This is a genomic window from Mesorhizobium sp. M7A.F.Ca.CA.004.12.1.1, from assembly GCF_003997835.1.
In the GTDB taxonomy this organism is placed as follows: Bacteria; Pseudomonadota; Alphaproteobacteria; order Rhizobiales; family Rhizobiaceae; genus Mesorhizobium.
Window position 1 is genome coordinate 1 of record NZ_RZRK01000107.1, and the last position, 11,214, is coordinate 11,214.

Sequence of the window (11,214 nt, forward strand, 5' to 3'; positions counted from 1 at the left end):
GTATTGAACACCAACTGGCCCTCGACCCGCACTTTCAGCTCGCGCCCGGCCTTCTCGAACTCCCAGGCGTAGAGCCCGCCATAGGTCGGCAGCCGCAGATTGATGCAATTGTGGGTGGTCAGGTCCTGTGGCGTGCGCGGTTTCGGCCATTTGGCGAAATAGGCCGGCGATCCGACCACCGCCATGCGCATGTCGGGGCCGATGCGCACCGCGATCATGTCGCGCGCCACCTGTTCGCCCAGCCGCACGCCGGCGTCGAAGCGCTCGGCAACGATGTCGGTCAGGCTGTAGTCGACGATGATCTCGACTTTGATGTCAGGATAGTCGGGCAGGAATTTCGCCAGGGCAGGCCACAGGATCGCATCGGCGGCATGCTCACCGGCGGTGATGCGGATGGTGCCGGCGGGTTTTTCGCGCAAGGCGCTGAGTGCCGCGATCTCGGCTTCGATCTCATCGAGCCGCGGCCCCACGGTGCGAGCCAGCCGCTCGCCGGCCTCGGTGGGCGACACGCTGCGCGTGGTGCGGGTCAGGAGCCGCACGCCCAGCCGCTCCTCCAGCGCCCGCACCGTATGGCTGAGCGCCGATTGGGAAACCCCGAGCTTGGCCGCCGCCCTGGTGAAGCTTTCCTCGCGCGCGACGGCGAGGAATGCGGTTAGCTCATTCAGATTGTCTCGCGGCATTCATGAGCCCCTTTCATAAGATCATGCTGGATATAGCACCTAATCGGCACCAATCGCAGACCCTAGATAGGCGTCATCACACCGGGCGCCTCTACCGGCAGCCTCTGAAGACCGGCGGTCGTGTCACGCCTGTTGCCAGGAAGGGACAAAACCATGGACATCACGCGAAACGGCTCTCAAGCCTCGGCCAGGGGATCGGCCGATTATTTCACCGGCGCGGTGCGCATCGACGCGCCGTTCAAGGGCAGCGAGCCCGCCCGCGTCGGCGGCGCCACCGTGACTTTCGAGCCCGGTGCGCGCACCGCTTGGCACACGCATCCCCTTGGCCAGACGCTGATCGTCCTCTCGGGCGCCGGCCTGGTGCAGCGCGAGGGCGGCCCGATCGAACCGATCCTGCCCGGCGACATCGTCTGGTTCGCGCCCGGAGAGAAGCATTGGCATGGCGCCGCGCCGACCACCGCGATGAGCCACATCGCTGTCGCCGAAGCGCTCGACGGCAAGGTCGTCGACTGGCTGGAGCATGTCAGCGACGAACAATACGGGGTTTGACCAAGTATCGGCGCGTGGCGCCGAGTTCAACGCCCGAACTCTTCGAAGGAGACCACCATGACAGATGTTCCAAGGCTGAAAAGCCCATTCTCCGATATCGCTCCCGCGCTTGGCAGATACACCGACGAGGTGTTGTTCGGCAACGTTTGGGAGCGCCCCGGCCTGTCGCCGCGGGACCGCAGCCTTGTCACCGTCACCAGCCTGATTTCGGGCTACCGGATCAATGAAATGCCTTTTCACATGAAGCGCGCGCTCGACAATGGCGTCACCCGCGACGAACTCATCGAAACCATTACACATCTCGCCTTCTACGCCGGATGGCCAACGGCAGCCACGGCTCTGGGCATTGCCCGCAAGGTCTTCGAACAAGCCGACGCCGAGAAGAAGGGATAACGACAATGCAGAAGCGCACACTTGGAAACAGCGGTCTCGACGTTTCGGCCATCGGGCTCGGCTGCATGGGAATGAGCCAGTCATACGGGCAGCCGATGGAGACGGCGGATGCAGTCCACCTGATCAGGGCGGCGTTCGACCGTGGCATCACCTTCTTCGACACCGCGGAGGTCTATGGACCGTTCACGAACGAGGAGGTCGTCGGCGAGGCGCTGCAGCCGATCCGCGACCAGGTGGTGATCGCCACCAAATTCGGCATCGACATCGCCGGGACAGCCCGACACGATGGCATGGACAGCCGGCCGCAGCATATTCGTGACGTCGTCGAGGCCTCGCTCAGGCGGCTGAGGACCGACCACATAGACCTCCTATACCAGCACCGCGTCGATCCGGTCGTGCCGATCGAAGAGGTGGCGGGCGCTGTGAAGGACTTGATCAGCCAAGGCAAGGTGAAGCATTTCGGTCTCTCCGAGGCGGGCGTACGCACGATCCGGCGCGCGCATGCGGTACAGCCGGTCGCCGCGGTCCAGAGCGAATATTCGCTCTGGTGGCGTGAACCGGAAGAGGCGATCCTGCCGGTGCTTGAAGAACTGGGGATCGGCTTCGTGCCCTTCAGCCCGCTGGGCAAGGGGTTCCTCACCGGCGCCATCGATGCCAGCACGACGTTCGACAGCAGCGACTTCCGCAACACCGTGCCGCGTTTTGCGGAAGACGCCCGCAAGGCGAACCAGGCGCTGGTCGACGCGATCGGCGTGATCGCTGCCGAGAAGAAGGCGACATCAGCACAGGTCGCTCTCGCCTGGCTGCTGGCGCAGAAGCCCTGGATCGTTCCGATCCCCGGCACCACCAAGCTCAATCGCCTCGAAGAGAACATCGCGTCGGCCACCATCGCGCTGACGGCGGACGATCTTGCCAACATCGAGAATGCGGTCTCGGCGATCGCGGTGAAGGGAGCGCGCTATTCTCCGCAACAGGAAGCAAGGATCGATCGTTAGCCACCTGGGAGAGCGTGATGAGCCAACCAGTCTCAAGACGAGGTGCGCTGATGACCATGCTTGCACTGCCTCTGGGCGCCGGATTGAGTCCCGGATCGAGCCGCCCGCCAGTGCGTCGAGCGCGCGGCGAACGGGCGGCGCCAAAGTGCTGGTGGCCTACTACACCCGCACCGGCAACACGCGGGTCATCGCGCGCCAGATCAGCAGGACTCTGCGAGCGGATATTTTCGAGATCGCGACCGTCGATCCCTACCCGGAAGACTACAAGCAGCAGGTTGCGGTGGCGGAGCAGCAGCGGGAGTCCGGTTTCGAACCGGCGCTGGCCGCCACGGTGCCTGATATCGGAACCTACGAGACGGTGTTCCTCGGATTTCCGATCTGGGGCATGACCGCGCCTTCGGTGATCCGCTCCTTCCTGTCGAAACACGATCTGTCCGGCAAGACCTTGGTGCCGTTCATCACCCATGGCGGCTACGGAACAGGGCAGAGCCTGAAAGTCCTCGCAGATCATGCACCAGGGGCACGGCTCATCAAGGGTTTTTCCAAGCAGTGCGACCAGGAACGCCAGACGCTTGACGAGGTCACCGGCTGGCTCGGCCGGGTCGAATTGCCCCGCTGAGCCGCCAACGCGAACGCCCAGGCTGCCGTGGGCAGCGAAGCCAAAGATCAGAAAAGGAAAAGAATCATGGCCGAGAACATCAGGGACAAAGTCGTCGTCATCACTGGCGCCAGCAGCGGGCTGGGCGAAGCCGCCGCACGGCTTCTGGCCAGGGAGGGTGCGAAACTGGTCCTGGGGGCGCGCCGCCTTGACCGGTTGCAGGCGCTGGCCGGCGCGCTTTCACTTGGCGAGGGCGCCATCCTTCAGACCGACGTTACCGATGTCGGCCAGGTCCGGCATCTGGTCGACCATGCGGTCGAGACGCACGGCCGCGTCGACGTCATGATCAACAATGCCGGCCTGATGCCGCATTCCCCGCTGGAGCGCGGCAAGGTCGAGGACTGGGACCGCATGATCGACGTCAACATCAAGGGCGTGCTCTACGGCATTGCCGCGGCACTGCCGCACATGAAGACGCAGAAAAGCGGCCACATCATCAACGTGTCGTCGGTCGCCGGCCACAAGGTCGGGCCGGGCGGAGCGGTCTATGCCGCGACCAAGCACGCGGTGCGCATCATCTCGGAAGGTCTGCGCCAGGAAGTGAAACCCTACAACGTCCGCACCACCATCATCTCGCCCGGTGCCGTGGCGACCGAACTGCCCGGCAGCGTCACCGAGGCCGATGTCGCCGAGGGCGTACGCGCACTCTACGACCGGGTGGCCATTCCGGCCGATTCCTTCGCCAGGACGGTGGTGTTCGCCATGAGCCAGCCCGACGAGGTCGACATCAACGAAATCCTGTTCAGACCGACGGCGCAGGAATACTGAAGCCGTTGTAGGTGTCTTGACGCGCCGCGCTTCCTGTTCCAGCTTGGCGCCATGTTCTTCCTCGCGCCCACCAACACCAAGCGACGTCGCCCCTGCACAATGCGGAGCGGCAGACTGATTGCGCGACGACAAAGATCGGCAGGATAGACCCGGTTCGTTCGTTTCCAGCCCCGCCCGCGACACCGCCGGCGGGGTTTTTCATGTCTGGAGCACTTTGATGACCAACAATTCTTCCATCCGGCTTCGGCCGGCCGTGCCTGCTGACGCCGCCGCGATCCGGGATATCGTTCGTGCCGCCTATGTCAAATGGGTGCCGGTGATCGGCCGCGAGCCGCTGCCGATGCGCACCGACTACGACAAGGCCGTTGCCGAGCATCCGTTCGATCTCGCCGTCGAGGATGATCGGATCGTCGGGATGATCGAAACCGTGCTGGCTGACGGTCACCTGTGGATCGAGAATGTCTGTGTGGCACCGGATGCGCAGGGCAGGGGGATCGGCCGGCTGTTGCTGGAACTGGCCGAGCGCAAGGCGGTCGAAGCGGGCCGCCTCGAGCTTCGCCTGCTGACCAATGGCGCCTTCGAGGCGAATGTGTCGCTGTACAAAAGGTATGGCTATGTCATCGATAGGGAAGAGCCTTTCATGAACGGTATGACGGTCCACATGAGCAAGAAGCTGGCGGGATCACCGGCGATCTGAGGGAGGGGTTCGACAATGGCCATCTGCGTCAGGCTCAAACAACTCCCAGGGTTTCACGCGGTTGCCCGGCTGGCGGCGGGGGAGACCATCCCCGGTTGGGCGGACGGGCCAGGCTTCGTCAGCATCACAAGGACTGACGACGAGCTTTCGATCGTTTGCCTGCAGGATCGTGTGCCGGATAGTGTCAGGCAGGACGGTGACTGGGTGGCCTTCAAGCTCCAGGGGCCGTTTGCCTTCGACGAAACCGGTATCGTGTTGTCGGTCATCAGGCCGTTGTCGGAAAACGGGCTGGGCATCTTCGTGGTGTCCACTTTCGATGGCGACCATCTGTTGGTGAAAGCGACGGATCAGGCTGCGGCGAGGCGATTTCTGGTCGAGGCCGGGCATATCTTGCTGTAGTCCATCCTCACCAAGCCGGTTGCTGACCCGAACGCTCTGGCTCAATCACTGCCGCACTGGCTCAACCACTTCGGGGGTTGCGTTTGACAGCGGCGTTTGTGCATCGTTATCTCCAGCCAGATATGACGGCCCGGCGCGACGATGCGGTCAAGGAGAAAACCATGTCACACAATCTGCAGTTCTATATCGATGGCGCGTGGGTCGATCCTGTTGTGCCCAACGCTTTCGATGTCATCGATCCCTCGAATGAGGACGCCTTTGCGCAGATTTCGCTCGGCTCCAAGGCCGATGTCGACAAAGCGGTGGCCGCCGCCAAGCGCGCCTTCAACAGCTTTGGTTTCACCGAGGTTGGCGAGCGGCTCGACCTGTTGAACCGCATCATCGCGGTCTACAAGAAGCGCAGTGGCGATCTTGCCGTCGCTGTGTCACGCGAGATGGGCGCGCCGCGCCAGATGGCGTTGGACAGCCAGGTCGGCATCGGTCTTGCGCATCTGCAGAAGATGGCCGACGTGCTGAAGACTTTCGAATTCCGCCACGTCAAGGGCAACCATCTGGTGGTCAAGGAGCCGATCGGCGTCGTCGGGCTGATCACGCCGTGGAACTGGCCGCTCAACCAGATCACCTGCAAGGTCGGCCCGGCGCTTGCCGCCGGCTGCACGATGGTGCTGAAGCCCTCCGAGATCGCGCCGCTCGACGCCATCATCTTCGCCGAAATCCTCGACGAGGCCGGCGTGCCGAAGGGTGTCTTCAACCTCGTCAATGGCGACGGACCGGGCGTCGGCCAGGCGCTGTCCAGCCACCCCGACATCGACATGATGTCGTTCACCGGTTCAACCCGTGCCGGCATCCTGGTGGCCAAGGCCGCCGCCGACACGGTCAAGCGCGTGCATCAGGAGCTTGGCGGCAAGTCGGCCAACATCCTGTTCGGGGATGTCGACCTCGCAAGCGCCGTCAGCAAGGGCGTCGCCGGCTGCTTCAGCAACAGCGGCCAGTCCTGCAACGCGCCGACGCGCATGTTCGTGCCGCGCGACCGCCATGACGAGGCGGCCGGCTATGCCAAGGCCGCGGCGGAAAAGTTCACCGTCGGCCCCGCCGACGCTGCCGGCACCAAGCTTGGCCCGGTCGTCAGCCAGATCCAGTTCGACAAGATCCAGGACCTGATCCAGGCCGGCATCGATGAAGGTGCGACGCTGGTCGCCGGCGGCCCCGGCCGTCCGGCCGAACTCAACCGCGGCTATTACGTCAGGCCGACGGTGTTCGCCGACGTCACCCACGACATGCGCATCGCGCGCGAGGAGATCTTTGGGCCGGTGCTGGCGATCATGCCCTACGACAGCGTCGACGAGGTGGTCGAGACCGCCAACGACACCGTCTATGGCCTCGCCTCCTACATCCAGGCCAAGGACATGAAGAAGGCGCGCGAAGTGGCGGCGCGCATGCGCACCGGCAATGTCTACATCAACTATCCCCAGTGGGACGCCGGCCTGCCGTTCGGCGGCTACAAGCAGTCGGGCAATGGCCGCGAATATGCCGAATACGGGCTCGAGGATTTTTTGGAGATCAAGGGCATCGCGGGGTATGAGGCGGCGGAGTAAAATTGGTCAGGGCGCGCCACGATATGTGGCGCGCTGTCCGTCCGGTATCGCCGAGGTCAGCGCCGGCCCTCATTGCCCTGCCGGGCATTTCTCCCCGTATAGTGACGGGGAGAAAGACGCCGTCATGGACGGTTTCGCCAATCTCCAATGTTGCAGAATAGGCGCCAGCGATGCGGCCAGCTACCTTCTCCCCGTCACTATCCGGGGAGAAGGTGCCGGCAGGCGGATGAGGGGCGGCGCCGACTTTGGCGATTGGTGGCCTTCACAAGACGGAAGCCGTCATTGGCCTGAAAGCGATGGCCCTGCCTTGCTGATCTCCTTGCCAATTGGCAAATTCATGCTATATATCTGCCAATAGCGAGGCAACAAAATGCAGCTTCAGTCCATTGTCACGACACCGGCCACGGTTGGCAGCGTCATATCGGATGACGAGGCCGGCGCGCTGGCGCGCACCACGGTTAATCTGTTCAAGGCCTGGAACCTCACTGACCTGGAGGCCTGCATCCTGCTCGGCGGCATGTCGGCCCGGACCTGGGCGCGTTGGAAGACTGGGGCGAAAGAAGGCGGCGTCGGCAGGATCGACCGCGACCTGCGCACCCGCATGGCGCATCTGATGGGCATCCATAAGGGCCTGCGCTATCTGTTCACGGAGCCGGCACGCGGCTACGCCTGGATCCGCAAGCCCAATGCCACCTTCGGCGGCCAGTCGGCCCTCGACCTGATGCTGCGCGGCGAAATCTCCGATCTCTCGGCGATGCGCGAATGGCTCGATGCGGAGCGTGGCGCATGGTGAGTGGACTTGCGGTCAGGCGCCGCGTTGACTGGCCCCAGACCTTCCGCATCATCCGCTCCATCCATCCGCCCATCGACCTGTTCGAGGACATTGCCGACCCGCGCGACTGGGAGGCGCTGGCCTCGGTCGAGGCGAAGACCAACCCGCGCATAAGGTTCGAGATCGGCGACCTCGGCAAGGTGTCGGCCGCAAGGCGGGTTTCCGGCCCCGGCGCCAGCTTCGTGATGGCGCCCTTCGTGCACTGCTCGACGCTGAGGCCAGGCCGCTTCTCGGATGGCAGCTACGGCATCTACTATGCCGGCGACAGTGAGGACGTCGCTCTGGCCGAAACCATCCACCATCATCAGAAATTCATGCGCGCCACCAACGAGGGGCCGGGCTGGACGGCGGATTTCCGCGTGCTGATCGGCAGCGTCGACCGCGACCTCGATGACGTCAACGCCGTGCCCGGCGTGCTCGACCCGGACGACTATTCCGCCTCGCAGGCGGAAGGGCGGGCGCTGCGGGCAGGAGGCAGCGACGGACTGGTGTGGAACAGCGTGCGCATGCCGGGCGGCGGCTGCATCGGCATCTTCTGGCCCGATGTCATTACCATTCCAGTGCAGGGTCGCCACTACAGCTACCATTGGGACGGCGCCCGCGTGGACTTCGTGCGCCAGCACGATACGGGAAAGGTGCTTGCCGTCACATGATGGCGGCGGACACGCTTTACAGATCGCTGGGAAGCCGATATCCATAAATCCAAGGATTCGGATATATGGATAAGAAAAGCACTTTGAACGCGCTGGCCGCACTTGGCCAGGAGACGCGGCTGGATGTCTTCCGGCTGCTCGTGCGTGCCGGTCCGGAAGGCATTCCGGCGGGCGAGATCGCCACGAGGCTGGACACGGTCCAGAACACCATGTCGGCGCATCTGAAGGTGCTCGCCCATGCCGGGCTGATCCGTCCCGAACGCGACGGAAGGACCGTGCGCTATGTCGCCGACATGACCGGCCTGCGCGACCTGCTGGCCTATCTGATGGAAGATTGCTGCAATGGCGCGCCGGAGCTCTGCCAGCCCGTGATCCAGGCGGTAACCTGCAAATGCTAGAAGGGAGGCATGCACCATGAGCGAACCGTACAACGTTCTTTTCCTCTGCACCGGCAATTCGGCGAGGTCGATCATCGCAGAGGCGATTCTCAATCGTATTGGCGCCGGCAAGTTCAAGGCCTATTCGGCCGGGTCGCATCCCAAAGGGGCGGTGCATCCCTACACGCTCCAGCTTCTGAAGAACCTCAATTACGACACGTCCTTTGCCCGTTCGAAGGACTGGGAAGAATTCGCGGTTCCCGGTGCGCCGGAGATGAATTTCGTTTTCACGGTCTGCGACAACGCCGCCAATGAATCGTGCCCTGTCTGGCCAGGACAGCCGATGACCGCACATTGGGGCGTGCCTGATCCGGCTGACGCGGAGGGCACCGATGCCGAAAAACATCTGGCCTTTGCCGAAGCCTATCGCATGCTCAACAACCGGATTTCGATCTTCATCAGCCTGCCGATGAGCATGGTCGACAAGCTTGCCCTGCAGAAGCGGCTGGATGAAATCGGCCGCAACCTGCCGAAGGCCGGCTGAAGCTCGTGGCGAACGACCTGCCACGCCGCATCGTCGCGGAAGCCTTGGGAACCGCGCTGCTCGTCGCGACCGTGGTCGGCTCCGGCATCATGGCCGCCCGGCTGACACACGACGTCGCCGTTTCGCTGCTCGGCAACACGCTGCCGACCGGGGCGATCCTCGTCGTGCTGATCACGATACTGGGACCGATCTCAGGGGCGCACTTTAATCCGGCCGTTACGCTGGTGTTCGCGCTTCGCCGCGAGATCGAGGCGAACGCGGCGCTTGCCTATGTCACCGCCCAGGTCGTGGGCGGCATTGCCGGGACGTTTCTGGCCCATGCCATGTTCGAACTGCCTATCCTGCAGGCCTCAGCGACGGTGCGGACCGGAACCGGGCAATGGCTCGCGGAGGCAGTCGCCGCCTTCGGCCTTGTGTTCACCATCCTGGCAGGCTTGCGCTTCCGCTCCGACGCGATCCCGTGGCTTGTCGGGCTGTACATCACCGCCGCCTACTGGTTCACGGCCTCGACCTCCTTCGCCAACCCGGCTGTCGCGATCGCCCGCGCCTTTTCCGACACGTTTTCTGGCATCCGTCCGGTCGACCTGCCGGGCTTCATAGCCGCCGAATTGCTGGGGGCGCTGCTGGCCATGGCCCTGGCGGGCTGGCTGCTCGCCGAAGCGAAATCAACAAGACAGATGAAGGCTGCCGAATGACCGTCACCATCTACCACAACCCCGATTGCGGCACCTCGCGCAATACGCTGGCCATGATCCGCCAGTCCGGCGAAGAGCCGGAGGTGATCGAATATCTGAAGACGCCACCGTCGCGCGAAAGGCTGGTCGAGTTGATTGCCGCGATGGGCATGATGCCGCGCCAATTGCTGCGCGAGAAGGGCACGCCTTACGCGGAACTCGATCTCGGCAATCCCAAGTGGACCGACGATGAAATTCTGGACTTCATGATGGCGCATCCGATCCTGATCAATCGGCCGATCGTGGTCACGCGTCTCGGCGTCGTTCTCGCGCGACCTTCGGAAGCGGTTCTCGACATCCTGCCCAACCCCAATATCGGGCCGTTCGTTAAAGAGGACGGCGAAGTCGTCGTCGACATCAAGGGCAAGCGCATTGGCTGAGCAGAACCACGTCGCCGATGACGCGCTGCCGAACGTCGACGAAGAGCAGTTTCGGCCGATCGATATGCAGGTTCTGCTGGACGCGCCCAGGTCCATTCACAAGCCCCGCGTGCTGATGCTCTACGGATCGCTGCGGGAGCGGTCCTATTCCCGCCTCGTCACCGAGGAGGCCGCGCGAATCCTTCGCCGCCTCGGCGCCGAGGTTCGCATCTTCAATCCTTCGGGCCTGCCGCTGCCGGATTCGACGTCCGCCGACCATCCCAAGGTCAGGGAATTGCGCGACCTGTCCATCTGGTCGGAGGCCCAGGTCTGGTGCTCTCCGGAACGGCACGGTTCCATGACGGGGGTGATGAAGGCGCAGATTGACTGGCTGCCGCTGTCGATGGGCGGAGTACGTCCGACGCAGGGCAGGACGCTCGCCGTCATGCAGGTCTCCGGCGGCTCCCAGAGTTTCAACGCCGTCAACCAGCTCCGCATCCTTGGCCGCTGGATGCGAATGGTCACCATCCCCAACCAATCGTCGGTCGCCAAGGCTTTCGCCGAGTTCGACGAAGCCGGCCGCATGAAGCCGTCATCGTATTACAACCGGATCGTCGACGTGATGGAGGAGCTGATGAAGTTCACCCTGCTCCTGCGCGACCGCTCCAACTACCTGACGGACCGCTATTCCGAGCGGGTCGAGAGTGCGGAAGAGGTCGCCAAGCGGGTCAACCAGCGGTCGATCTGAGGCACCTTTGACGGTGCCTGGGTTTCGTATTTCCATATTTTTCGAAATTTGGGTTGACGATGCGAAAAGTGCCGTATAGTTTATTTCCATGAAACTCGAAAAAGCAGCCTCCCAGCTCGAAGCGCTCGGCAACCCGACGCGGCTTCAGCTCTATCGCATCCTGGTGCGCGCCGGTGACGACGGGCTTGCCGTCGGCAGCGTCCAGGGCAAGCTCGACATTCCGTCCTCGACGC

16 protein-coding genes and 1 pseudogene are annotated in these 11,214 nt (G+C 63.5%); 16 read left to right on the forward strand and 1 reads right to left on the reverse strand.

Translation table 11 applies throughout. The annotated features are described in order from the left end of the window. Positions 1–680: LysR family transcriptional regulator (locus EN984_RS08185; RefSeq protein ID WP_164765406.1), on the reverse strand; the 680-nt coding region annotated here is incomplete at its 3' end. Between the two features lie 153 nt (positions 681–833). On the opposite strand from EN984_RS08185, the gene EN984_RS08190 reads away from it, so the two are divergent. From EN984_RS08190 to EN984_RS38670, 16 genes and pseudogenes are all read left to right on the forward strand, one after another. Further along, positions 834–1,229 carry a cupin domain-containing protein gene (locus EN984_RS08190; protein ID WP_127268897.1) on the forward strand — a complete coding sequence of 132 codons (396 nt, stop codon included), beginning with the start codon at positions 834–836 and terminating at the stop codon, positions 1,227–1,229. Between the two features lie 57 nt (positions 1,230–1,286). Further along, a complete protein-coding gene (locus tag EN984_RS08195) occupies positions 1,287–1,622 on the forward strand; it encodes a carboxymuconolactone decarboxylase family protein (protein ID WP_127268895.1) in 336 nt (111 codons plus the stop codon). A gap of 5 nt (positions 1,623–1,627) precedes the next feature. Then, positions 1,628–2,617 (forward strand): aldo/keto reductase, encoded by a 990-nt coding sequence (locus EN984_RS08200; protein ID WP_127268893.1) that lies wholly within the window; start codon positions 1,628–1,630, stop codon positions 2,615–2,617. A 145-nt stretch (positions 2,618–2,762) separates the two neighbouring features. Then, entirely contained in the window at positions 2,763–3,236 is a 474-nt protein-coding gene (locus EN984_RS08205; RefSeq protein WP_236382718.1) for a flavodoxin, read from the forward strand. Positions 3,237–3,302: 66 nt separating this feature from the next. Further along, entirely contained in the window at positions 3,303–4,043 is a 741-nt protein-coding gene (locus tag EN984_RS08210) for an SDR family oxidoreductase (protein ID WP_127268889.1), read from the forward strand. Positions 4,044–4,260: 217 nt separating this feature from the next. Beyond that, positions 4,261–4,740 carry a GNAT family N-acetyltransferase gene (locus tag EN984_RS08215; protein WP_127268887.1) on the forward strand — a complete coding sequence of 160 codons (480 nt, stop codon included), beginning with the start codon at positions 4,261–4,263 and terminating at the stop codon, positions 4,738–4,740. A 15-nt stretch (positions 4,741–4,755) separates the two neighbouring features. Next, positions 4,756–5,139 carry an ACT domain-containing protein gene (locus EN984_RS08220; protein ID WP_127268885.1) on the forward strand — a complete coding sequence of 128 codons (384 nt, stop codon included), beginning with the start codon at positions 4,756–4,758 and terminating at the stop codon, positions 5,137–5,139. Positions 5,140–5,300: 161 nt separating this feature from the next. Next, positions 5,301–6,734, forward strand: a complete 1,434-nt coding sequence (locus EN984_RS08225) for an aldehyde dehydrogenase family protein (protein ID WP_127272119.1) — start codon at positions 5,301–5,303, stop codon at positions 6,732–6,734. Between the two features lie 370 nt (positions 6,735–7,104). Then, positions 7,105–7,527 (forward strand): MbcA/ParS/Xre antitoxin family protein, encoded by a 423-nt coding sequence (locus EN984_RS08235; RefSeq protein ID WP_127271235.1) that lies wholly within the window; start codon positions 7,105–7,107, stop codon positions 7,525–7,527. Further along, positions 7,521–8,219 (forward strand): RES family NAD+ phosphorylase, encoded by a 699-nt coding sequence (locus tag EN984_RS08240; protein ID WP_127272117.1) that lies wholly within the window; start codon positions 7,521–7,523, stop codon positions 8,217–8,219. The genes EN984_RS08235 and EN984_RS08240 overlap by 7 nt, the downstream gene beginning before the upstream one ends. A gap of 65 nt (positions 8,220–8,284) precedes the next feature. Continuing rightward, positions 8,285–8,617 (forward strand): metalloregulator ArsR/SmtB family transcription factor, encoded by a 333-nt coding sequence (locus tag EN984_RS08245; protein ID WP_127270864.1) that lies wholly within the window; start codon positions 8,285–8,287, stop codon positions 8,615–8,617. A 16-nt stretch (positions 8,618–8,633) separates the two neighbouring features. Beyond that, a complete protein-coding gene (locus EN984_RS08250) occupies positions 8,634–9,140 on the forward strand; it encodes an arsenate reductase ArsC (RefSeq protein ID WP_127270862.1) in 507 nt (168 codons plus the stop codon). A 5-nt stretch (positions 9,141–9,145) separates the two neighbouring features. Beyond that, on the forward strand, positions 9,146–9,835 hold the full coding sequence (locus EN984_RS08255) for an MIP/aquaporin family protein (RefSeq protein WP_127270860.1): 690 nt from the start codon (positions 9,146–9,148) through the stop codon (positions 9,833–9,835). Then, positions 9,832–10,254 (forward strand): arsenate reductase (glutaredoxin), encoded by a 423-nt coding sequence (gene arsC / locus EN984_RS08260; RefSeq protein ID WP_127270859.1) that lies wholly within the window; start codon positions 9,832–9,834, stop codon positions 10,252–10,254. Before EN984_RS08255 ends, arsC begins: the two co-directional genes overlap by 4 nt. Beyond that, a complete protein-coding gene (arsH, locus tag EN984_RS08265; protein WP_256754955.1) occupies positions 10,247–10,981 on the forward strand; it encodes an arsenical resistance protein ArsH in 735 nt (244 codons plus the stop codon). The genes arsC and arsH overlap by 8 nt, the downstream gene beginning before the upstream one ends. 88 nt (positions 10,982–11,069) lie before the next feature. Then, positions 11,070–11,214 (forward strand): annotated as a pseudogene (locus EN984_RS38670) (helix-turn-helix transcriptional regulator); the annotation flags it as partial.

Bases quoted from the DNA above. Each gene is read 5' to 3' on its own strand.
- EN984_RS08215 (WP_127268887.1), top strand. From the start codon at position 4,261: ATGACCAACAATTCTTCCATCCGGCTTCGGCCGGCCGTGCCTGCTGAC.
- EN984_RS08190 (WP_127268897.1), top strand. From the start codon at position 834: ATGGACATCACGCGAAACGGCTCTCAAGCCTCGGCCAGGGGATCGGCC.
- arsC (WP_127270859.1), top strand. From the start codon at position 9,832: ATGACCGTCACCATCTACCACAACCCCGATTGCGGCACCTCGCGCAAT.
- EN984_RS08235 (WP_127271235.1), top strand. From the start codon at position 7,105: ATGCAGCTTCAGTCCATTGTCACGACACCGGCCACGGTTGGCAGCGTC.
- EN984_RS08240 (WP_127272117.1), top strand. From the start codon at position 7,521: ATGGTGAGTGGACTTGCGGTCAGGCGCCGCGTTGACTGGCCCCAGACC.
- EN984_RS08225 (WP_127272119.1), top strand. From the start codon at position 5,301: ATGTCACACAATCTGCAGTTCTATATCGATGGCGCGTGGGTCGATCCT.
- EN984_RS08220 (WP_127268885.1), top strand. From the start codon at position 4,756: ATGGCCATCTGCGTCAGGCTCAAACAACTCCCAGGGTTTCACGCGGTT.
- EN984_RS08195 (WP_127268895.1), top strand. From the start codon at position 1,287: ATGACAGATGTTCCAAGGCTGAAAAGCCCATTCTCCGATATCGCTCCC.
- EN984_RS08200 (WP_127268893.1), top strand. From the start codon at position 1,628: ATGCAGAAGCGCACACTTGGAAACAGCGGTCTCGACGTTTCGGCCATC.
- EN984_RS08250 (WP_127270862.1), top strand. From the start codon at position 8,634: ATGAGCGAACCGTACAACGTTCTTTTCCTCTGCACCGGCAATTCGGCG.
- EN984_RS08210 (WP_127268889.1), top strand. From the start codon at position 3,303: ATGGCCGAGAACATCAGGGACAAAGTCGTCGTCATCACTGGCGCCAGC.
- EN984_RS08245 (WP_127270864.1), top strand. From the start codon at position 8,285: ATGGATAAGAAAAGCACTTTGAACGCGCTGGCCGCACTTGGCCAGGAG.